At 41.1% G+C, this 20,868-nt stretch carries 22 protein-coding genes and 1 pseudogene; 7 read left to right on the top strand and 16 right to left on the bottom strand.

Translation table 11 applies throughout. From position 1 onward, the window contains the following. The 5 genes and pseudogenes from OU792_RS12685 to OU792_RS12705 all read right to left on the bottom strand — a co-directional run. Window positions 1-499 (bottom strand): annotated as a pseudogene (locus OU792_RS12685) (type II CRISPR RNA-guided endonuclease Cas9); the annotation flags it as partial. A 344-nt stretch (window positions 500-843) separates the two neighbouring features. Beyond that, complete coding sequence (locus OU792_RS12690) at window positions 844-2,127, bottom strand: NupC/NupG family nucleoside CNT transporter (protein ID WP_274670367.1); 1,284 nt, start codon at window positions 2,125-2,127, stop codon at window positions 844-846. 84 nt (window positions 2,128-2,211) lie between these two features. Next, on the bottom strand, window positions 2,212-2,808 hold the full coding sequence (locus OU792_RS12695) for a bifunctional nuclease family protein (protein ID WP_024282551.1): 597 nt from the start codon (window positions 2,806-2,808) through the stop codon (window positions 2,212-2,214). Window positions 2,809-2,813: 5 nt separating this feature from the next. Beyond that, window positions 2,814-3,782 (bottom strand): electron transfer flavoprotein subunit alpha/FixB family protein, encoded by a 969-nt coding sequence (locus OU792_RS12700; protein ID WP_024282552.1) that lies wholly within the window; start codon window positions 3,780-3,782, stop codon window positions 2,814-2,816. A 34-nt stretch (window positions 3,783-3,816) separates the two neighbouring features. Then, window positions 3,817-4,554, bottom strand: a complete 738-nt coding sequence (locus OU792_RS12705; protein WP_100626873.1) for an electron transfer flavoprotein subunit beta/FixA family protein — start codon at window positions 4,552-4,554, stop codon at window positions 3,817-3,819. 74 nt (window positions 4,555-4,628) lie between these two features. Here OU792_RS12705 and OU792_RS12710 point away from each other — a divergent pair, with 74 nt between their 5' ends. Continuing rightward, a complete protein-coding gene (locus OU792_RS12710) occupies window positions 4,629-4,961 on the top strand; it encodes a tetratricopeptide repeat protein (protein ID WP_274670368.1) in 333 nt (110 codons plus the stop codon). A gap of 1 nt (window position 4,962) precedes the next feature. Here the strand turns inward: OU792_RS12710 and OU792_RS12715 are convergent, their stop codons facing one another. Next, on the bottom strand, window positions 4,963-6,138 hold the full coding sequence (locus OU792_RS12715; protein WP_274670369.1) for a patatin-like phospholipase family protein: 1,176 nt from the start codon (window positions 6,136-6,138) through the stop codon (window positions 4,963-4,965). A gap of 86 nt (window positions 6,139-6,224) precedes the next feature. Here OU792_RS12715 and OU792_RS12720 point away from each other — a divergent pair, with 86 nt between their 5' ends. Then, window positions 6,225-6,719, top strand: coding sequence for a hypothetical protein (locus OU792_RS12720; protein ID WP_274670370.1), 495 nt, complete (start codon window positions 6,225-6,227; stop codon window positions 6,717-6,719). Here OU792_RS12720 and OU792_RS12725 read toward each other — a convergent pair. From OU792_RS12725 to OU792_RS12735, 3 genes are all read right to left on the bottom strand, one after another. Beyond that, entirely contained in the window at window positions 6,709-7,710 is a 1,002-nt protein-coding gene (locus tag OU792_RS12725) for a zinc-binding dehydrogenase (RefSeq protein WP_342453736.1), read from the bottom strand. The genes OU792_RS12720 and OU792_RS12725 overlap by 11 nt on opposite strands. Beyond that, window positions 7,710-9,281 (bottom strand): replicative DNA helicase, encoded by a 1,572-nt coding sequence (dnaB, locus tag OU792_RS12730; RefSeq protein ID WP_274670371.1) that lies wholly within the window; start codon window positions 9,279-9,281, stop codon window positions 7,710-7,712. Before dnaB ends, OU792_RS12725 begins: the two co-directional genes overlap by 1 nt. 65 nt (window positions 9,282-9,346) lie before the next feature. Further along, entirely contained in the window at window positions 9,347-10,054 is a 708-nt protein-coding gene (locus OU792_RS12735; protein ID WP_026946483.1) for a lycopene cyclase domain-containing protein, read from the bottom strand. A 97-nt stretch (window positions 10,055-10,151) separates the two neighbouring features. Here OU792_RS12735 and OU792_RS12740 point away from each other — a divergent pair, with 97 nt between their 5' ends. Continuing rightward, a complete protein-coding gene (locus tag OU792_RS12740) occupies window positions 10,152-11,513 on the top strand; it encodes a UDP-N-acetylmuramate--L-alanine ligase (protein ID WP_274670372.1) in 1,362 nt (453 codons plus the stop codon). Further along, a complete protein-coding gene (locus OU792_RS12745; RefSeq protein WP_274670373.1) occupies window positions 11,510-12,316 on the top strand; it encodes a 3'-5' exonuclease in 807 nt (268 codons plus the stop codon). Before OU792_RS12740 ends, OU792_RS12745 begins: the two co-directional genes overlap by 4 nt. 41 nt (window positions 12,317-12,357) lie before the next feature. Here OU792_RS12745 and OU792_RS12750 read toward each other — a convergent pair whose 3' ends face one another. Continuing rightward, window positions 12,358-13,161: a M48 family metallopeptidase gene (locus tag OU792_RS12750; protein WP_446698898.1), complete on the bottom strand. Its 804-nt coding sequence runs from the start codon at window positions 13,159-13,161 to the stop codon at window positions 12,358-12,360. 84 nt (window positions 13,162-13,245) lie between these two features. Here OU792_RS12750 and OU792_RS12755 point away from each other — a divergent pair, with 84 nt between their 5' ends. Then, window positions 13,246-13,752, top strand: a complete 507-nt coding sequence (locus OU792_RS12755) for a DUF4442 domain-containing protein (RefSeq protein ID WP_035483667.1) — start codon at window positions 13,246-13,248, stop codon at window positions 13,750-13,752. On the opposite strand, the gene OU792_RS12760 is transcribed toward OU792_RS12755, so the two are convergent. Together OU792_RS12760 and OU792_RS12765 are read right to left on the bottom strand one after the other, a co-directional pair. Continuing rightward, window positions 13,749-14,507 (bottom strand): hypothetical protein, encoded by a 759-nt coding sequence (locus OU792_RS12760; RefSeq protein WP_274670375.1) that lies wholly within the window; start codon window positions 14,505-14,507, stop codon window positions 13,749-13,751. The two genes, OU792_RS12755 and OU792_RS12760, sit on opposite strands and share 4 nt — an antisense overlap. Window positions 14,508-14,540: 33 nt before the next feature. Further along, window positions 14,541-15,206, bottom strand: a complete 666-nt coding sequence (locus OU792_RS12765) for a DUF6503 family protein (protein WP_134201744.1) — start codon at window positions 15,204-15,206, stop codon at window positions 14,541-14,543. Window positions 15,207-15,236: 30 nt separating this feature from the next. Between OU792_RS12765 and OU792_RS12770 the strand changes: the two genes are divergently transcribed. Further along, window positions 15,237-16,115, top strand: a complete 879-nt coding sequence (locus OU792_RS12770; RefSeq protein WP_274670376.1) for a glutamate--tRNA ligase family protein — start codon at window positions 15,237-15,239, stop codon at window positions 16,113-16,115. An 84-nt stretch (window positions 16,116-16,199) separates the two neighbouring features. On the opposite strand, the gene OU792_RS12775 is transcribed toward OU792_RS12770, so the two are convergent. From OU792_RS12775 to OU792_RS12790, 4 genes are all read right to left on the bottom strand, one after another. Next, window positions 16,200-17,681 (bottom strand): S10 family peptidase, encoded by a 1,482-nt coding sequence (locus OU792_RS12775; protein ID WP_274670377.1) that lies wholly within the window; start codon window positions 17,679-17,681, stop codon window positions 16,200-16,202. A gap of 70 nt (window positions 17,682-17,751) precedes the next feature. Next, a complete protein-coding gene (locus OU792_RS12780) occupies window positions 17,752-18,456 on the bottom strand; it encodes a potassium channel family protein (protein ID WP_134201741.1) in 705 nt (234 codons plus the stop codon). Beyond that, window positions 18,449-19,249, bottom strand: coding sequence for a PhzF family phenazine biosynthesis protein (locus OU792_RS12785; RefSeq protein WP_274670378.1), 801 nt, complete (start codon window positions 19,247-19,249; stop codon window positions 18,449-18,451). The genes OU792_RS12780 and OU792_RS12785 overlap by 8 nt, the downstream gene beginning before the upstream one ends. A 1-nt stretch (window position 19,250) precedes the next feature. Continuing rightward, complete coding sequence (locus tag OU792_RS12790; protein WP_134201739.1) at window positions 19,251-19,766, bottom strand: DinB family protein; 516 nt, start codon at window positions 19,764-19,766, stop codon at window positions 19,251-19,253. A gap of 296 nt (window positions 19,767-20,062) precedes the next feature. On the opposite strand from OU792_RS12790, the gene OU792_RS12795 reads away from it, so the two are divergent. Continuing rightward, window positions 20,063-20,608 carry a ferritin gene (locus OU792_RS12795; RefSeq protein WP_026946495.1) on the top strand — a complete coding sequence of 182 codons (546 nt, stop codon included), beginning with the start codon at window positions 20,063-20,065 and terminating at the stop codon, window positions 20,606-20,608. The last annotated feature ends 260 nt before the right edge of the window (window positions 20,609-20,868 follow it).

Genomic DNA, 20,868 nt, shown 5'->3' on the forward strand with positions numbered 1-20,868 from the left:
AATAGACAGTCCAATCATAGGGAATCTTGGTTTCTTCACCACTAGCTTTTTGATAAAATAGTTCAGGACGACTTACTTTAAAGTCAACCAGCATTTCTTCAAATGAATCACGAAAAATGAACTCATATTTTCCATTTTCATTTTTCCTGTAATTAAGTTTGACTTCCTTTCCTTGTTTAAATTGCCCTAGTTTCTCATCAAAATCGATGCTTTTTGAATAATGCTCGGGAAGAAAACCTAGAATGTTTAACACTCGGTGAAGTCGCTCTCTACGCATATTATCTCGTTGATATAATCGGCGAATTCCACGATAGCTAGTTCTTTCGGCAGTTTGTGATATAGATTGACCGGAGTCAAATTTTCCCAAAATATCTGCACTCATGGGAATTATTCGTACTCCTAACCCTTCGATATGACCTTCTTTTTTTTCAAAGTCATGCTTGATTAGACTCCATCCAATACTATTTGTCCCCAAATCCAATCCTAAAATTTTTTTCATCTTTTTTAAAAATTGAAAGTTTAAAACTTATATTAGCAATACCAATTTGAAGCAATTCACAATAAGGATTATTCCGTTGTGAAAACATTTAAGAGGGCCCCTTTTGACGAGTTCATCAGGGGTCGTCTTTTTTTAGTTCTTTAGGTATGGATGCAAAATACCCATCCTTCTCGAAAAAAAGAATACCATAAAATGGGTAATTTTTAAATAAATCGACTATTGACGTAAATTGTCGTAATAAAAAATCATCAGAAATAAATCAGATTATTTCCTTAAGAGATTACATTTAATCATAGAATTCTTTATAGAACCTAAATTAAAATCTTGTACTTGATACTCGCTACTTAAAACAACATCCCCGCAATTGTCGCTGTCATCATACAAGCAAGTGAAGCAGCAAAAAGCGAAATCAAACCAAGTTTACTCAGCGTTCCCTGTTTATTAGGAGCGATGATACTGATACCGCCTAGCTGGATGGCAATTGAACTGAAATTAGAAAAACCACAGAGCGCATAGGTTGCGATGACGATGGACTTGGGAGAAAGAGACCCTACTTCCTTCATTTCGGAAAGGCTCAAGTAGGCTACAAACTCATTGATCACTGTCTTTTGACCCAAGAGACTTCCTACCTGCAAAGTATCCGTCCACTCTACCCCTATCACCCAAGCGAAGATTCGGAATACCTGCCCAAAAATATATTCCAGAGAAAAGCCATCAAATTGTCCTCCTGTGGTACTTACCACAAAGCCATTGATTCCTGTCACTTCACCAAACAAATCACTCAAAAAGTAATTGACAGCTGCAATCACCGCTATAAAAGCCAAAAGCATGGCACCAACATTTAATGCTAATTTTAACCCTTCGGAAGCACCAATAGACATGGCGTCGATCAGGTTGACTCCCATACTTTCCTTACTCACTTCCAGCTTTTCTTGGACGCGCTCTTTTTCCACTTCAGGGATGAAAATCTTCGATAGCACTATCGCAGCCGGTGCATTCATAATACTCGCTCCCAAAAGATAGGCAGCAAATTTACTTTGCTCTTCTAGACTATCTCCTCCCAAAAAGGCTACGTAGCCTGCAAGAACACCTCCTGCTATTGTCGCCATACCACCCGTCATCAAGCACATAAGTTCTGACTTGGTCATATTGGGAATAAAGGGGCGAACGAGTAGTGGAGCTTCAGTTTGTCCCAAGAAAATATTTCCCGCTGCAGAGAGACTTTCCGGACCGGACAATCGCATCGTGCGTGCCATTATCCAGGCGATTCCAAAGACCACTTTTTGAAGAATTCCTAAGTAATACAGCCCGGCAGAAACGGTAGAAAAGAAAATAATCGTCGGTAAAACCTTAAAAGCGAATATGAATCCGAAACTATCTCCTGCAAGATCGCCGAAAATAAACCTTGCCCCGGCCTCACTAAAACTCAGAAACTTCACAAAGGCACTAGATAAGGCCGAAAAGCCAGAAGCAACAATCGGAACCTTAGTGATCAGAATTCCAAAAACCAATTGGAGAGCAATTCCTATAAGCACCAGTCTCCAATCTACTTTTCGTCGGTTTGCTGAAAAAATGTAAGCAATTGCCACGATGACAAGCAAACCAATGATACCTCTGATATAATCCATAGAATTCCTGTTGAAGCAGAAGCCTCAAAATTAGAGAATAGGGAGCAATAAAAAAGCCTGATCTCTCAGGCTTTTTTAGAAGTCCTAGTTTCGTTTATTAATTTCATCCCTGATCCGAGCAGCTTTTTCATAGTCCTCATCAGCAATTGCCTTATCCAGCAATTGATTGAGTTTATCCAAGCTAAAATCCTTCAAGGATGGTTCTTTCTTTGCAGTAAATTTTTGTGAAGAAGTTGACTTGGTACTTTTGGTTTGGGGCTCTTCTACATCGAAATGCTCCACGCCACCTTCCGACATCACCTTTTCGCTACAGAATATCGGACAACCGAAGCGAATTGCAATGGCAATAGCATCAGATGGCCTGGAATCAATTTCTGCATCGACCTGATCACTTCGACATTGAATTTTGGCGTAATACACACCTTCTTTCATATCAGTAATCACCACCCGATCGATATCATAATTGAATCCTGTAGCGAATGATTTAAATAAGTCATGCGTCATCGGACGATTAGGAATGATTTTTTCAATCTCCAAGGCAATTGCCTGAGCTTCAAACATCCCAATGACGATGGGTAGACGGCGGATTCCTCCAACCTCTCCCAGTACCAAAGTAAAAGATCCTGACTGAGAATGGTTAGAAGAAAGACCTAAAATTTCCAGTTCAATAACTTTTTCCACAAAAATTAGAGTTCAGCTTTAAGCGCTTCGTTCAACTTAGGAACAACTTCAAAAGCATCTCCTACGATCCCATAATCCGCAGCTTTGAAAAATGGAGCTTCTGGATCTTTATTGATCACAACGATATATTTTGAAGAGTTTACGCCCGCAAGATGCTGAATAGCGCCTGAAATTCCTATTGCTACGTATAAAGTTGGTGCAACTTTTACACCAGTTTGGCCTACGTGCTCGTGATGAGGTCTCCAACCGATGTCAGAAACTGGCTTTGAACAGCCTGTTGCTGCTCCCAGGGTTTTGGCCAAGTCTTCGATCATTCCCCAATTTTCAGGGCCTTTCATTCCGCGTCCGCCTGATACTACGATGTCAGCTTCAGGAAGTAGTATTTCACCTGTAGCCTGCTCAGTAGATGTGATTTTCGAAGCAAAATCAGAATCAGCCAAGCTAACTTCAAAGGATTCTACACTTGCTGGAGCACCATCCGTTTTCAAGTCAACAGCATTCTTTTTGATCGCCAAGATTTTATTTTCAGTTTCTACTGCCGTCATGGCAAAAGCCTTTCCGGTGTAAATACTTCTTTTCACTTGGTATCCTGAACTTGTATCGGGCAATTCGACTACATTTGAAACAAGTCCTGCTTTAATTTTAATTGCTAATCGGGCAGCTACAGCATCACCAAGGGATGATTTTGCTAAAACTACAGTCTTTGCTCCTACCTTCTCGAATGCCTGAGCAACAGCTGATGCATGTGCCTGAATTACTCCTGCAGAAAGCCTGTCATCTGATGCATGCAATACTTTTGCAGCACCGGCAGAACCCACAGAAGCTAACTCATCATCTCCGATAGCACCTAAAGCTACAGCGACTACTTCTCCTTCGTTGGTTTTAGCTGCCAAAGCATTTGCAAACGATACTGCCTCAAGACTTGTCTTTTTTACCTTACCTCCTGCGTGTTCTATATATACTAAAATTGCCATATTATCTTGATTTTAAATTCTTTATTTGATTGAATTAAAGGACTTTAGCTTCGTTTTTCAAAAGCTTCACTAGCTCTCCAACATTGTCCTTATCGATGAGCTTCACAGCACCTTTTGCAGGAGGAAGCTGATATTGTGTAGCTTCTGCTTGTGTTTCTTCTGAAACGGCTTCCACGACATTCAAAGGCTTTGTTCGGGCAGACATGATTCCACGCATGTTAGGAATTTTCCACTCTGCAATAGGCTCCTGACATCCAGCGATCAAAGGAAGGGTAGCCTCAAGCATTTCCTTTCCTCCTTCAATCTCACGGGCCATTTTCACAGTGCTTCCTTCCACATCTAGCTTCATTACTGGAGAAAAGGATGGCATGCCTAAGATTTCTCCGACCATTCCATGTACCATTCCTCCATTAAAATCGATGGATTCTCTACCCATCAAAATCAAATCATAGCCACCTTCTTTCGCATAATGCGCAATTTGAGAAGCTACGAAAAATGAATCTTTTGGCTCAGCATTCACTCGGATAGCTTCGTCAGCACCGATAGCCAATGCCTTTCGTAGTGTAGGGTCACTTTCTGCAAGTCCTACATTCAATACGGTCAATTTACCTCCAGTCTGATCTCTTAGCTCAACTGCTCGAGCCAATGCATAGTCATCGTAGGGACCGATGATAAACTGAACCCCTGTGGTGTCAAACTTTGTATTATTGTCAGTGAATTGAATCTTTGACGTCGTATCTGGCACATGGGTGATACATACAAGAATCTTCATTGGTTTAGAATTTGATTATTTTAGATTTATTTGTCGTGAAAATAACAGTAAGACCTTAATTAAAAAAACAATTCATGGCCAATTTAGAACGACTTAGACTTTTAGAAGAATTTGCAGAAGAAGAACCTAACAACCCCTTTAACTGGTACGCATTAGCACTGGAAACTGAAATAAGTCAACCTGATAAAGCTCTATTTTACTTTAGGAAAGTTCTAAAGGATTTTCCAGATTATTTGCCTGTTTATTTCCCCTCAGCACACTTTTTCGCAGAAAACGAACTGATCCAAGAAGCCAAAGAGACTTTCGAATCAGGTATTGAACTGGCTAAGCAACTCAAGGAATCAAAAGCACTACGGGAACTGCAAAATGCCTATCAAAACTTCCTGTTCGAATATGACCTAGACTAGGTCAAACTTTGAAATTTGTAGGAAAATGCTCTTGCTTGATCTCCTGTGCTCCCGCCATGTGGCCTAAATCATATAATTTTCGACAGTTTTTTGCATTATCCATCGCAGCTAGGCTATCCACCTGCTTTTGAGTATATGGTTTCGAGGGCTTAAATCGCTCATTCAGATCTTCCACGTCAAGCATCACATTGTAGCGTAGGTAGTGAATCAATCCCTTTTTTCTTCCTGGTTCATCCGTAAGAATATCATCTTCCAAAGCTGTCACTTCACTATCAATCTCAACCGCTGTAGGCGAGCGCGATAGCCATTGCATGATCTGTTGATTTTGCCAACTAGCATCTTGCATAAACATTTCTGGAAGATTGGAAGCCCAATTCAGCAGGTGACTTTTACTGATTCGTCGAGGTAGCTTTTTCCAGCGAGTCATTCCTGTCCCTACTGACACGACCATTAATTTATCCTCACCCATTTCCCAATGATAAGGGAATCCTTTGAGCGTTGCGACCATCAACATCTGAAGCGCAGGATTATTGGCCATGCTGACTCCACCGTCTACAAATGCGGCATAGCTGTCCTTTCCTCCCACATGGATGCTTTGTGGAAGAAAATAAGTAGGAGCCGCTGCACTCGCGCGTACACATTCCCAAACGGGTATGGCCTTATTATTCCCATGATCTGTGTCATAAAACTTTCCTTTGGGATGGTTATTCAAAGGCCAAACGGAATTGGTATCTGCACGCTTGGCTACAATGACAAGAGCCGTTTTAATTTCCTTCTGATCCCCAAGCAAAGTATCCCCGAATACGTTTTTCAGTTCAGAGATCAAGGCCTTATCGTCATATTTGGCCTTCAGAAGATCATCAATCTCGAAAATTCGATACCAGCGGTATTTTTTCCCAAAGATTTTGGTGCCTAGCTCAAAGTATTTATCCCGAATTTCATCCACAGACATTCCTTTGGCCAAGGCCGCGGCAATGATAGACCCGGTACTTGTCCCTCCTATCATGTCAAAGTACTCACAAAGCAACATGTCTCGTTTCGAGTGCTGTTTTCGAATGAGTTCTTCAATGTGTTTCAAATACCCAAGCGTCAATGCACCTCGAATCCCCCCACCATCCAGAGCAAGGATTCGTTTGTTTCCAGTCTTCGCATCAAATTTTTCGGCTAAAGTCTTCATAAAAGTGATTTTGGATTTTTGGAGAAAAACATTTTTATACAATTTAGTAAATTGAAATTCAGCTAGTTAAAAAATCAGAAATTTTTATGGCCGTCACACAGAAAGAAATGCTCGAATACTTCATTCCGAGAATTGAAGAAAAGGGTAAAACCTACGAAAAGAAAACGCTGGTGACGGCTAAAAAAGCAAAGCCGGGGGAAAAAGTAATTACCCGAACATCAGATGGTGTAGAAACCCAAAACACGGCAAAGGAAGGTGATTTTTTGGTTGAAAATCAGACCAGCTCAGGTGAGCAATATCTGGTTGGCAAGGAGATTTTCGAAAGTAAATACCGAATCCATCAAAGCTTGTCAAAAGGCTGGGCCAGCTACCATCCGATCGGGAAAATCAATGCAATTGAAGTCAATGCCCAAGACCTAGAGCACTTCAAAAGTGATGAGGAGCTTACTTTTATAGCTCCTTGGGGTGAAAGCATGGTAGTCAAAGAAGGTGACTTCCTGGTATGCCCACTTGATTTTTCTGAAATTTACCGAATTGCCAAGAAGGAATTTGGTGAGACTTATAAAGCTATTAAGGCTTAAGAACAATTTTCCCCGACTGTTTTCCATCCCGCATTCTATCAAATGCATCTACGGCATTCTCAAAAGAAAAGACTTGATCTACCAAAGGCTTAATTTCCTTTTCTTCCACCAACTTCAGCATTTCAGAGAAGTCATTATCCGAACCCATGGTGCTCCCCAAAATTTTTAGCTGATTCCAAAAAATCCGTCTCGCTTCCAATTTACCGGGGTTTCCCTGCGTTGCTCCGTAAATAACTATCCTAGCTCCCGGCCGAGAAACTTTGATCAAATCATTCAACCCATCGCCTGAAGCCCCATCAATAATTAAATCAAACCCTCCTGTTTCGTTTTGGGCTTTCTTAGTCCAATCTTCATCTCTATAATTAAAGCCTCCATCTAGCCCAATTTCGATGGCTTTTTGAATTTTAGACTCTTGACTACTAGATACATATATCTTAGCACCTAAAGCTTTTGAGAATTGTGCAGCAAACTGTGCAACTCCCCCTCCAAATCCTGTAATCAGGACTTGATCGCTTGGTTTGACTTTTCCCTGATATACCAATGCTCTAAAAGCGGTCAAACCTGCCAAAGGCAGCGCTGCGGCTTCCTCCCAATTCAAATGAGAAGGCTTCAGATGAAGTCGGTCAGCTGGTACAATCAAATATTCTGAAAGGGTCCCATGCTCTGGCATCCCCAAAATTTGAAAATCATTGGATTGGGCCTTTTGATCCTCTCCCCAATGCAGAGCAGGATTTATGATGACTTCTTGACCTACTTTCCAAGAGGTAACTTCTGAGCCCACTTCTTCAATAATTCCAGCTCCATCAGAACCCAAAATCACTCCATCGGAAATATTTGGGTAGAGCCCTTGTCGACACCATTCATCCCGATGATTTAGCGCAGCGGCCTTGATTTTTACTTTCACCTGATTTGACAAGAGTGAAGGTATGCTCACCTCTCTCAATTGAATTTTATCGGCGAGATTTCTATCTAAAACAATTCCTAGCATCATTAAAATGGGCTTTCTGCGTCACTATTTAAGAGGTCATCCGAATCATCATTTGCCCGGCTAGGAAGATTGATAGTTTGAGAGGAATCGAAATTGGACGCTCCGCTGGATTGAGAGGAGAATTTATTTCCGTAAAGAGGCTCAATCGATTGATTCTGCTGATATCCACCCAAACTATCCAAATCTGTAAACTTGGTGTATTTGCCAATAAATCGAAGTTTGACAGTGCCTAAGGATCCATTTCGGTGCTTCGCAATAATTACCTCTCCTACTCCTTGGGTACTCATTCCTTCATCTTCCGTAATTCCATAGTATTCTGGACGATAAAGGAACATCACCATATCTGCATCCTGCTCGATAGCACCGGATTCCCGAAGGTCAGAAAGTTGTGGTCTTTTATCTCCTCCACGGGTTTCCACCGCTCGGGAAAGCTGGGAAAGGGCAATCACCGGGATCTCAAGCTCTTTTGCGATCTTTTTCAAAGCACGGGAAATACTTGCAATCTCCTGCTCTCGGTTTCCTCCTCCCCCGCCTTTGGTATCGCCGGACATCAGCTGCAGGTAATCGATTACGATCATTTGAATATTGTGCTGAGCCTTTAGCTTTCTAGCTTTTGCCCGAAGCTCCAAAATCGACAAGGCTGGCGTATCATCGACGAAAAGCGATGCCTTGGAAAGCTTGGCTGTTTTGTGAACTAACTGCGCCCATTCATGCTCAAGCAAACTTCCCTTTTTGATTTTTTCTGAATCAAGTTCAGCTTCTGAGGAAATCAATCGATTCACCAACTGAACGGAAGACATTTCAAGAGAAAAAATCGCAACAGGACGCTCATGATCCACGGCTGCATTTCGAAGTACAGAAAGCACGAAAGCCGTTTTACCCATCGCAGGACGGGCCGCAATGATAACCAAATCTGATTTTTGCCAACCTGAAGTGACCCGGTCCAAATCGGTAAATCCTGAAGGAACTCCCGTCAAACCATCTTTTTGATCCTTTTTTGCCTCCATCTCTGCGATAGCTTCACGCATGATGGATCGCATATCTGCGTAATTTTTCCGAATGTTTTTCTCAGATATCTCAAAAAGTGACTGCTCCATCTCATCCAGCAACTCGAAAACATCGGTAGTTTCCTCAAATGCATTCTTTTGGATCTCTGAGGAAATTCTGATTAACTCTCGCTTGATAGCCTGCTCAGTGATAATTCGAGCGTGAAATTCGATATTGGCAGCAGAGGATACCTTTGAGGTCAGTTCTGTGATGTAAAAAGCACCTCCAGCTATCTCCAGCTTTCCATTTTTCCGGAGTTGGGAGGTTACCGTGAGTAGATCAATTGGTTGCGATTCGGAAAACAGATCAAGAATCGCCTGAAAAATGGCCTGATGCGAATCCTTATAAAAACTCTCAACCTTTAAGATATCAATGACCTGCGTCAGTGCATCTTTTTCAAGCATAAGAGCACCAAGGACTGCCTCTTCCAAGTCAGTAGCTTGCGGCGGAAGTTTACCTAGGTTGTTCGGGTTTTCGTAAGTGGGCTTTTTACGGGAATTACGTGGGTTGGCTGGCTGTTCACTCATTTAACAAATGTATTTTCTTTCTGCGGGTATTTTTAAACAAGTTTTCCAGAACTTGTCCACAAAAATTAAGCCCCGATCGGGGAAACTTCCTTGTAGTACACTCCATTTCTATACCCACGAAACATGGAGCAAAGTACCGCCCAACCAAAATGCCAAAGCATTTCAGAGACTGGAATACCGATTATTTTATAACCCAAAATAGGCTCATCGTTCAGCATTCCATATTTATCCCAAAAATCAGGATAGAGCAGGCCAAAGGTGATGTAATAAATAACCATAACGATGGCCAAAGTAGCAAAACCCGAAATCAGCGAAAGCTTGATCAAATCGGGCCTTTGGATCCAGATATAAGTCGCTAAGCCCATGAAAGTCAGGAATGTGACATATCCAGAGTGAATATCCAGAATCAGACTGAAAACTGTCAAGCTAGCGCATCCGATCAACCATAAAATAAAAAAATCACGGTTTTTGGCGGCTGTTTGCCTTTCGAAGTCTATCTCCTTTTTAGTAAAAGAAGAGTGGATATATCCACCAACTCCAAACATCGCAAAGCCAATAATAAAATCCTCAATTCCCGGCCAACCGGTTTTCCAAATCATCGGAGGTCTCCAATAATCGTGGAAATACCAAACTTCTGCAATGATTCCCATCAACCCGCCAATAATTCCCACTTTGATCATCCCACTCTTCCAGGGACTTTTGATAAAAACTACAAACCAAGCCAGTAGATAGAGTAAAGAAAGAATCAGGTATGCATACTTGTCATCCAGCATATTTTCTCAGTCTATTAATTTTGGTGAAATAGTTTAATAATGATTCGTTAGGCTTCCGCAAAGATTTAACTTTATATCGAAAACTAAAACAACCCAAATGAATAGCTATCATTTTATAGCCATTGGCGGAGCAATCATGCATAATTTGGCTCTTGCCTTAGCAAAAAAAGGACATCAGGTGAGTGGTTCCGATGACGAAATCTATGAGCCTTCGCGAAGTAGACTGGAAAAGGCAGGCATTCTACCGGACAAATTTGGCTGGTATCCTGAAAAAATTCATGAAGATCTAGATGGCATTATTTTAGGCATGCACGCCCGCATCGACAATCCAGAGTTGATCAAAGCCAAAGAGCTTGGCATTCCTATTTATTCCTTCCCTGAATTTGTTTTCAATCAAAGCCAGGACAAAAAGCGGGTAGTCATAGCAGGTTCGCATGGAAAAACTTCTATTACCTCCATCATTCTTCATGTTCTGAGAGATCAAAAAGTCCAGTTCGACTATCTCGTAGGAGCGCAGATTGAGGGCTTTGATTTGATGGTTGGGCTATCTGATGCTCCAGTCATCATCATCGAGGGAGATGAATATTTGACTTCCCCCTTGGATAGACGGCCAAAATTCTACCACTACAAGCACGACATTGCACTTGTCTCAGGAATAGCCTGGGATCATTTTAATGTTTTTCCTGACTTTGATGAATACAAAGGGCTTTTTGCAAACTTGATGAAAATGACTCCAGAATCAGGAACTCTGATTTATTGTGAGGAGGATCCTTTAGTGAAACAAATTGCTGAGACTGAATCAATCAACGGGAAAAGAGTTCCCTACCCTACACACCCGGCTGCTATTAAAAACGGGAAAACTTACCTGATAACTGATCAGGGTGAAATCCCTATCCACCTATTCGGAGACCACAATCTCCAAAATCTCAACGGAGCAATGAAAGTTTGTCTGGAGCTCGGCTTGACTCAGGAGCAGTTCTATCAGTCAATCCAGACCTTCAAAGGTGCGGCTAAGAGGTTGGAGCTTCTGACGGAAAAAAGCGACGGTGTGATGTACCGTGATTTTGCCCACGCCCCATCGAAACTGAAAGCCACCGTCGAAGCTGTAAAGCGACAATTTCCCAACAGGAACCTGGTTGCTGTTCAAGAATTACACACTTATTCCTCGCTCAATCGGGATTTTCTACCTAACTATGCACATACGATGGATGAAGCAGATGAAGCTATCATCTATCTAAACCCACATGCAGCAGCCCTCAAAAAGCTGGAAGTTTTGGATGAAAAAACTCTCAAAAAAGGCTTTGAGAGAAGTGATTTGAAGGTTTTTACACAGAGTCAGAAGCTGTTTGATTACCTTGTTTCAAAGGATTACAAAGACACCAACCTATTAATGATGAGCTCGGGAAATTATGACAATCTTGACCTTCCGGCTCTTGAGAAAAAATTTAAAGAATCATGACATTAAACCTTAAAAATCCCATTGTATTTTTTGACCTGGAAGCAACAGGAACAAATGTAGGGACAGACCGAATTGTAGAAATATCCTTGGTAAAACTCTTTCCTGATGAAATGAAAGAGATTTATACACAGCGCGTTCATCCCACTATTCCCATTCCATTGGAGTCTTCTTTGATTCATGGGATTTATGATGCGGATGTCAAGGATAAGCCTTACTTCAAAGACATTGCAAAAGATGTACATCAATTTATTGGAGGTGCGGATTTGGCAGGTTTCAATGTATTGAAATACGATATTCCACTCTTGGTTGAAGAGTTTCTTCGCTCCGGAATTGACTTTGATCTGGACAAAAGAAATCTGCTAGATGCACAAAAGATCTTCCATCTGATGGAAAAGCGAAATCTCTCTGCAGCGTATAAGTTTTACTGTGGCAAAACTCTTGAAAATGCACACAGCGCTGAGGCAGATACCTTGGCTACCTTGGAAGTTTTTCGTTCTCAGGTAGTTCGGTATGCAGGTGAGGAAGTCGAAGACCTTCAGGGTAATAAACTTGGAGTTTTTGAAAATGACATGAAGAAAATCCATGACCTAGTCAATGAAAAAATGGTTGATTTGGCAGGTCGATTTATTTTCAATTCGGAGGGGGTAGAAATCTTCAATTTCGGAAAGCATAAAGGCAAAACAGTCCAACAGGTTCTCAAGGAAGAACCGGGTTACTATGACTGGATGATGCGCGGAGACTTCCCGCTCGATACCAAACGCAAGCTTACTCAAGTCAAGCTGAGGGGATTTGGATCACGCTAAGACAAAAAAGCCGATTTCTTATTGAAATCGGCTTTTTTAATTTATTGCTTTTGACTTGCCTCGTAGTACTCCATTGCCTTTGGCATGTTCGCTTGAAGCTGTTCGATTCTTCGATCTGGACCAGGGTGAGTTGATAAAAATTCCGGCGGAGCCTCTCCTCCTGCGGCGTTCATTCGCTCCCAGAATTTTGGCGCTTCTCTAGGATCATAACCTGCCAAAGCCATAAAAATCAAACCCAACTCATCGGCTTCTAATTCATGTTTCCTGGAAAACGCGAGCATTCCCACTTCTGATCCCATCCCCACAGATTGAAGCAATAATTGATTGGTGAGTGTGGGATTTTGACTCAAAGCTGTGGAAAGAACACTCATGCCAAATTGCTGCAACATCCCATTAGACATCCGCTCTCTAGAATGAGAGGCGACAGCATGGGCTACCTCATGCCCCATTACGACAGCGATTCCGGTTTCGTCTTGGCAAATTGGCATGATTCCGGTGTAGAAAGCAACTTTACCACCGGGCATACACCAAGCATTCACTTGCTCAGATTGTAGCAGATTAAACTCCCACTCAAAGGTTTCTACCAATCCAGAATAGCCTTTTTCGATAAGATAAGACTCTACTGCCCTTGCAATTCGCTGTCCCACCTTCACTACCTTTTGACCATCGGGTGTACTGGTAAGGACTTTTGATTCATTCTTGGTCGCTTCGTATTGTTGATTGACTAGAGGCTGGATTTCTTCACTGGAAACCACTGCTAGTTGCTTCCTGCCTGTCAGGGGAACGGTGGCACATGCATAGAAAAAAAGCCCTGTCAGTAGGACTGCTATAATTCGCTTCATAATGACAATTTTTAATGATAAAACTCAAAAAAGATACCAAGATTACCTTACGTTTCAAATTTTATTAACTTCAGAAAAATTTCAATTATGGAAACTAAGGTTCGAGAAATTACCCTAAACGACAAAGCGAAAGATTATCAGAAAAAGATGAGAAGTCCGCTTATTTTCTGGTTTGCAATGCTAGCAAAGCTTCCTTCCGCGGTCTTTTGGAGATTAAGAATCAAGGAGTTGACGGGGGACAAATGCCAGGTAACCATCCCTTATTTCTGGAGATCTCAAAATCCATTCAAATCTATTTATTTCGCAGCCTTGGCGGGGGCAGCTGAATTGAGTACCGGCGCTTTATGCCAATTGGCACTTGCAGGAAAAGGGAAATTCAGCATGCTGGTAGTTGATTTTCGCGCTGAATACCATAAAAAAGCAAATCAGAAAATCACTTTTTCTTGTGATCAAGGCAGGGAACTCTTTCAGCTCATTGATTCACTAAATGTGAATGATACCGCACAATTAACCATGATCTCTACTGGGACTTCTGAGTCAGGAGATGTGGTGGCAAGATTTTATGTCACCTGGTCTTTTAAAAGAAAGTCTTAATTTAAAAATGAGGTTTCGATTCGGATAAATTCCTCCAGACTCTTCTTGACTCTCGCCTCGGACCAATCCAAAAACTCATGTTCCTGATGAAACTGATTAAAGCGTATAACCAACTGGTCCCAAGACTCTCTAGTCAACTGGAACTCTTCCATTAATTCTGCCCTTACCGTGTCGGACTCAATTATCTGATAATATCCTTTTCGACGCGCAAGCCATTCTTTTTTACGCTCATATTCCCTAGCCAATCTCGCCTTCTTGGTAAAATAGGAAATCGGACCACTGATTCCGATGCCACCTGTACCGTCACCATTGTCCAAAGGTCGAGTGATAACCTCCCCTTTTCGTGATGGCTCTTTGGCTTCATTCTCATCGCGGATTGTTAACCTTCCGTCCTTAAAGCTATACGAGTAATTATTGCCCTCTACTTCAAAAGTGGGTAAGAATCGAGCTTTATCTTGCAACTCTATCATCAAAAAGAACTCAGAACTTAAAGCCTGACGCTGTGAGACAAATCCGGGAAAGGAAAAAATCAAGGTATCGCCCAGAAACGCGGAAATAGAAAAATAACCTCTGCTATTACTCAATACTTCTTCGCCAGAACTTATGGATTGCACTTTCACTCCCTCCAAGAACCCCTTGTCTTGACTATCGATGATATTGCCAGAATAGGTGCGCTGTGCCAAAGCAGAAAGCACTAGGAAATAAGCGAAAAGAAAAAAGATAAAACGAATCACCAACGAAAATAAGCCTAGCACCAGTTATCATAAAATAATCTCCGTTAAAAGACCTTAAGCTCCTTCAGAGGCCCTCACCAAAATATCAGTTCCAAGAAACTCATCTTTCTCAGTTCTATACCAGGTTCGCACTTTTGGGATTTTCATGTCTGAAACTTCCAAAAGGCCATCCAGATAGATAATTTCTCCTTTTTGGGCAGCCTCATCTTGATAAAACTTGTAAGCTTTCATCTCAAAACTTTCTTTGTCCAAATAGAAATACCAAACATCTTTTTCATAAGGTACCTTCACCACCCAATAGGCTACTCCATTCAAAACCTCGGTTTTTATTTCTTTTTCAATTATGGTATTTGGATCTTGAAGCTTCATGGGAAGCCCCCACAGATAGGAGTAATAATTTCGAAGCATAATGGCCCGGTCTTGAGCTATTTCCCCCTTGAAAACTTGGACTGAGTCATTCCAAACGATAAAATGAAGATCATCCTTCCGGTATATGACCTTTGAAAGCTCGTTGTCAAAAGAAACTGCATATTTCCGTGATGGACGATCTGGAGGAATACTATCCTCGATTTCCAATGTCCCTTTGAATTCAGCCCAATTTCCAGCTGGGTCATGAAATTGGATGGACTTTTGAATCAGCTGAGGGCCTGTCAACTCGTCGCTTTGCCGCGAAGAGCATGAAAAAATCAAAACTGTACAAAGACAAATAAATGCACGCATTTTTTGTTTTAAGGTACGTATTTTTACTTGATGAAATTCAATCTGACTCGGATCGCTCCTACCCCTAGTGGTTACCTTCATTTGGGTAATGCCTATTCTTTTTTGGTGACCAAAGCATTGGCAGAAAAATCAGGTGCGAAAATCCTTCTTCGAATTGATGATTTGGATAGGGAGCGATTTCGGATGGAATATCTGGTTGATATTTTTGAGACTTTGGACTTTTTGGAAATCAACTACGATTTGGGGCCCAAAGGACCTGAGGATTTTTTGGTCAATTGGACACAGCTGAATCGCCTTGATTTGTATCGAGAAGCTCTGGAAAGGCTTTGGGCCGAAGGCTGCCTTTTTTCTTGTACCTGCTCTCGCAAGAAAATTGCTCAAATGAACTCTTCAGGCTACTATCTTGGACATTGCTTGGATAGAAATATCTCCAAAACCAAAAAGGAAGCGGCTTGGCGAATCAATACCTTTGAAGATGAACTGGTAAAGATTCAGGATATCCATGGGAAATCAAAAGAGGAGGTTATTCCTGAAGATGTGGCTTTTTTCATTGTTCGAAAAAAGGACGAAATGCCGGCCTATCAATTGACATCGGTAATTGATGATACGCATTATGGTGTTGACCTTATCGTAAGAGGAATAGATCTTTACAATTCCAGTTTAGCGCAGGTCTTTTTGGCCAAAAGCCTGAAGGATACAGCTTTTGAAAAAGTGAGTTTTTATCATCATCCGATTCTCAAGGATCCCCATGGAAAGAAACTTGCCAAGTCGGATGGATCAACTTCAATCCAATTCTTGAAAAAAGGGGGGAAAAGTCTGGAAGAAGTATACCTCTTACTGGGAAAAATGATGCAAGTAGACAAGCCAATTGGAAACTTCGATGAGTTTAAGGCAGCATTAGCTTTTTGAAAAAGTTTGAATAAAAAAAGCTTGAGTGCTTCAATCAATTTTGACTAGCACTCAAGCTTATAATTTTTCAGTATTTAAATCAAATTAATCGTATTTGGCAGGCATGCCTTCTTCGACCATGGAATTTTGGATAAACTGCCGGATATCCTCATTGGATGTGGCCAAATCTTCAGCTCTCAAATACATCATATGACCTGATCTGTAACCTTTGAATGATATTCGATCCGCCATTTTTCCATTTGGATCGATGTGCCAAAGGCTATATTTCGCATTAAAGAAATCGGTGCCTCCATCAAAGTATCCCGACTGAACCATCAGGTGCAAGTAAGGATTTTGCCGCATGGCCTGCCCCAAATCATATCCTGTAGTCTCATTGGATCGATCCCAAGGATGTACGGGTCCGAATAGATTGTAGGTAAGGTCAGTTTCGAAGCCCAAGACGTTTTTCGCATAATGATTAAAAGCCGGAGCAAAAGCATGATTCCAACTTGTCAATGCTGGATCGAAATCATATCGAACTCCCGCCTCCATCCGATCGAAACCTTTGTACCGGCTGTCCAAACGACCCACAGTCATTCCTTCATCTCGAAGAAGTTCTTTCCAGAATAGGCTTGTTCCAACCATTAGGTTATTGGAAAGGAAAACCTCTTTGTCCAGGCCGGAATACCGAGCCATTTTGGTAGCCATAGCATCCTTTTCGGATGCAGACAGACTTCCACCTTTGACCATGGCTGGAAGAGCTTCCTCAACGGCAAATTTCTCCACTTCCGGAATGATTTCATCCAAATCCTTGCTTTGTAAATCAGATGGAAGTTGTCCATGATACCAAGCTGTCGCCGCATAATAAGGAAAGTAGTTTGCCATTTTAACCGGACCACCTCTTTCAATCCCCATATCGGTTGGTGAAACCAAAATCACCCCATTGAAATACATCCAGTGTGAATTCTGAAGCTGTGAAACCAAGCCAGCAACTCGCGTGGTACCATAACTTTCTCCAATTAGATATTTTGGCGAAGCCCAGCGATTTTGTCTGGTAACAAAAGTATTGACCCAATCCGCTAGATATTTGATGTCAGAATTAATACCAAAGAAGGTAGATCGTGGAGTTTCTTCATTTAGAATTCTTGAATAACCAGTATTCACAGGATCTACATAGACGATATCAGCTACATCCAGAATGGAATGAGGGTTTGACTTTGTACCATAGGGCTGAACAGGGTATCCTTCATCATCAATTTTAAGTAAAACGGGCCCAGTATAAGCTAAGTGCATCCAAATCGACGCTGAACCAGGACCTCCGTTGAATGAGATTACCAAAGGTCGCTTAGACTTATCGCTGACGTCAGTCCGCTCATAAAAAGTGTAGAATAATGAAGCAATCGGATCACCGTTTTCATCCCAAACAGGCTGTGTTCCAGCTGTTGATTTATAAGGAACACGCTTTCCTTTGATGGTCACCTCGGCCTGCTTCTCAACTTTCGTTTCTACAGGGAGCTTACGAATTTCTTGCGCCCAGCCAATGTGGCAAATGGATGCAAATAGGATTATGAGTAATTGTTTTTTCATAGATAGGTAATTTGATCCTTAAAATAAGGATTGATCTTTTATTGCGAATTCAATTTTACACTAATGGAAGCTAGCGCCTTGATTCTCCTACCAGTTTGGCGATCACCACAGCAGGATACAAGATGCCGACGGTAGAAAGAAAAACAGAAAGCATTTTGGACATCACATTGATTGGATAAAGATCACCAAAACCTACGGTAGTCAATGAAACCATGCTGAAATATATGTATTCGGCAAAATCATCGTCCAAACCTAAAAGCGCTCGATCCCCACCTGCTATGCTAGAACCGGTTGTTAAGTGAATAATTTCAAATACGAAAGCACCTAATATCGCTACACTTAAATAGACATTGATAGCTCCGATCACACGGTAAAGATTGACTTCCCTATCTCTAAATAACAAGCTGATATTCAATAAAATAAATATCATCATATTAAGTATACCTACGATTCTTTCTAGGAGATAGAATTCTACAGGAAAATCACTAAAACGCAATAGCCTCAATCCCAATTGCGTAAAGAAAAGCCCTGTTGTAAGGAAAATAAACACCTTTCTTTTTGAAGACCAGATTCCCGTAAAAAATAGAAAGAGGAAGACGAGGTTTACATAGAGCATGTCGATATGACCATACTCAATCAATATTGGTAAGACGAAAACCGTGAATAACAAAACTAGAAGCAATATGCTAAAACTGGCATCTGTCAGCCAATAGTCTGTAAAATGCCTAAAATACCTTTTAATAGGTCTTCGAGTTGATTGTATATGATCAGTCATTTTTCAATTCCATTTCCGCTTGATAAACGACAACTGCCTTACCTTTGATGAGCACGCGATCATCATGTTTTTCTAGTTCCAATTCACCGCCTCTCCTACTTGCTTGGTATGCTTTCAATTGGGTTTTCCCTGTTTTTTGATTCCAATAATCCATTAAGGCACAGTGTGCAAAACCAGTGACAGGATCTTCTGGCACTCCTACATTTGGACCAAAAAAGCGGGATACGATATCATATTTCTCGCCTGCTGCCGTGATAATGAAACCCTCCTCGCTATGCTTTGCGATAAGCATAAAATCAGGTTCAAGGGAACAAACAGAATGCTCATTTTCCAATTCAAAAATCCAGTTTTTATTCAATTGAGCAGCTTTCACTATCTTTTTCCCAAATAGCTCCTTTTGAAAAAAAGGATGCTGATCCTCGACCGTGGGAATCAAAGGAAAATTCATCTCCAAACCATCATGACTTGCATTTACAATCAGCTCACCACTCATGGTATGGAAATGGATAGGAACATTTTCTTTAGCCCAGCCTTTGCGAAGCATCCAAAATGAGGAAGCCAAAGTCGCATGCCCGCAAAGATCAATCTCCAAGGTGGGTGTAAACCAACGCAGATTAAAATGACCTTCTCGCTCTGTTCGCTGCACAAATGCCGTTTCGCTGAGATTCATTTCCATGGCTATATTTTGCCGCATTTCATCAGAAAGATCATGCTCCAACAAACAAACAGCCGCTGGATTGCCAGAAAAGGGCTTTTCGGTAAATGCATCAACTACACCTATTTCTAATCTCATTTTAATAGCGGGTTTTTAATATATCCAAATGATGAATAAAATGGCCGGGAATGATCCAAAACAAAGCTCTCGGAGTCATTTGATTGCCGTTCACCTGACCGGGAAAATCAAGCATTTCATCCGATAAGGTGCGAATCAGGGAAACCAAAGCTTTTCTTGAAGCTGAAAAATCCTCTAAAAGTAATTGCGTGGGTACCGCTCCAAATCGTGCGTTCAGCACATAGGGATCCTGATCAAAACCCGGTAAAGCAGAACGTTCACCTCTTGCAAAGCAAAGACCACGAAAAGTCATGATACGCTCAGTATCGATCACATGACCAAGCACCTCTTTGGGAGACCACTTTCCTTCCTGATAGGGTTGATTTGGCCAGTCTTCTGATTTGGATTTGAACAAATCCATCAAGTCATTTACTTGCTTTTCGATCAGTTCACAATAGTTTTGATTTTCAACCAATCCTAAATATCGATCATAATAAGCGGGGTATTCGCCTTTCTTAGGCAAATTAAAATTATCCATTTAGTGCAAGATTTAATTTCGTGTCTCTGTTGGATAAATTTAGGATTAAGATCAAAACCATCCTTATTGAGCTTGAATTTTTATTTTGCTCTTATCTAAAAATCAAATTAAATTTCTTAAAAAAACATCGGGAGAACACGTTTACCCCACCAATTCTCAAACACTTTGATTTCGATTATAATGGCCAGGATTTCAACTCATCTTTAATTATATCAATTCTAAATTTTGAGTTAAAAGGCAGCAATTGAAACTACTTCACCTAGGTTTGGTTTTATTTGTATAAAACAAAGATAGATATGAAGGAAAGAGAAATAGTCACATTGCAGCGCTCTTTGCTGCACGACACAGAACAGCTATTAAATCAGCAAATCGAGATGGAAGGTAAAAGCTCAGCATATTACCTCTCCATGGCTTCTTGGTGCCATATGATGGGCTATGAGAACGCAGCCAAATACCTTTATACGCATTCTGACGAAGAACGTATGCACATGATGAAGCTTTTTCAGTACGTAAATGAGGCAGGTGGACATGCGATTCAGCCCGAAATCAATGGGATCAGACATAATTTCAATTCACTTCGCGAAGTGTTTGAATTGATTCTTGAGCATGAAATCAAAGTCACCAAATCAATTAATAATATCGTAGATCACGCATTTTCTGTGAAGGATTTCGCTACGTTCAGCTTTATGCAGTGGTATGTGACCGAGCAGCGAGAAGAAGAGACCATGTCACGTCGTGCACTTGAACTATTCGATATTATTGGAGAAGAGGGTGTAGGATTGTGGACTATCGATCAAGAATTGGGCAAATTGCATGCTTCTGCTCATGCTGACGAGGCCTAATTGCATTTACACAAGATTTTCGAAAGCGGTGGAATAACTTCTATCGCTTTTTTTGTGCAGGTATTCAGCAAATTTTAACAATAATCCAGAAGATCTTGAGTATACATAGAGCTCAGAGTTCAAGAATCAAGATTTTGTTTATAATTTCAAGAATGAAAAATATCAGAGCCAAAAGGTTGATCAATACCAAAGTTGCTTTTCTTTCCCTAGTCATAATTGGATTTTCCTGTTCGGAAAAATCTCAAACCCAAAGCCCAGAA

Source organism: Algoriphagus sp. NF, from assembly GCF_028823735.1.
Classification (GTDB): domain Bacteria; phylum Bacteroidota; class Bacteroidia; order Cytophagales; family Cyclobacteriaceae; genus Algoriphagus; species Algoriphagus marincola.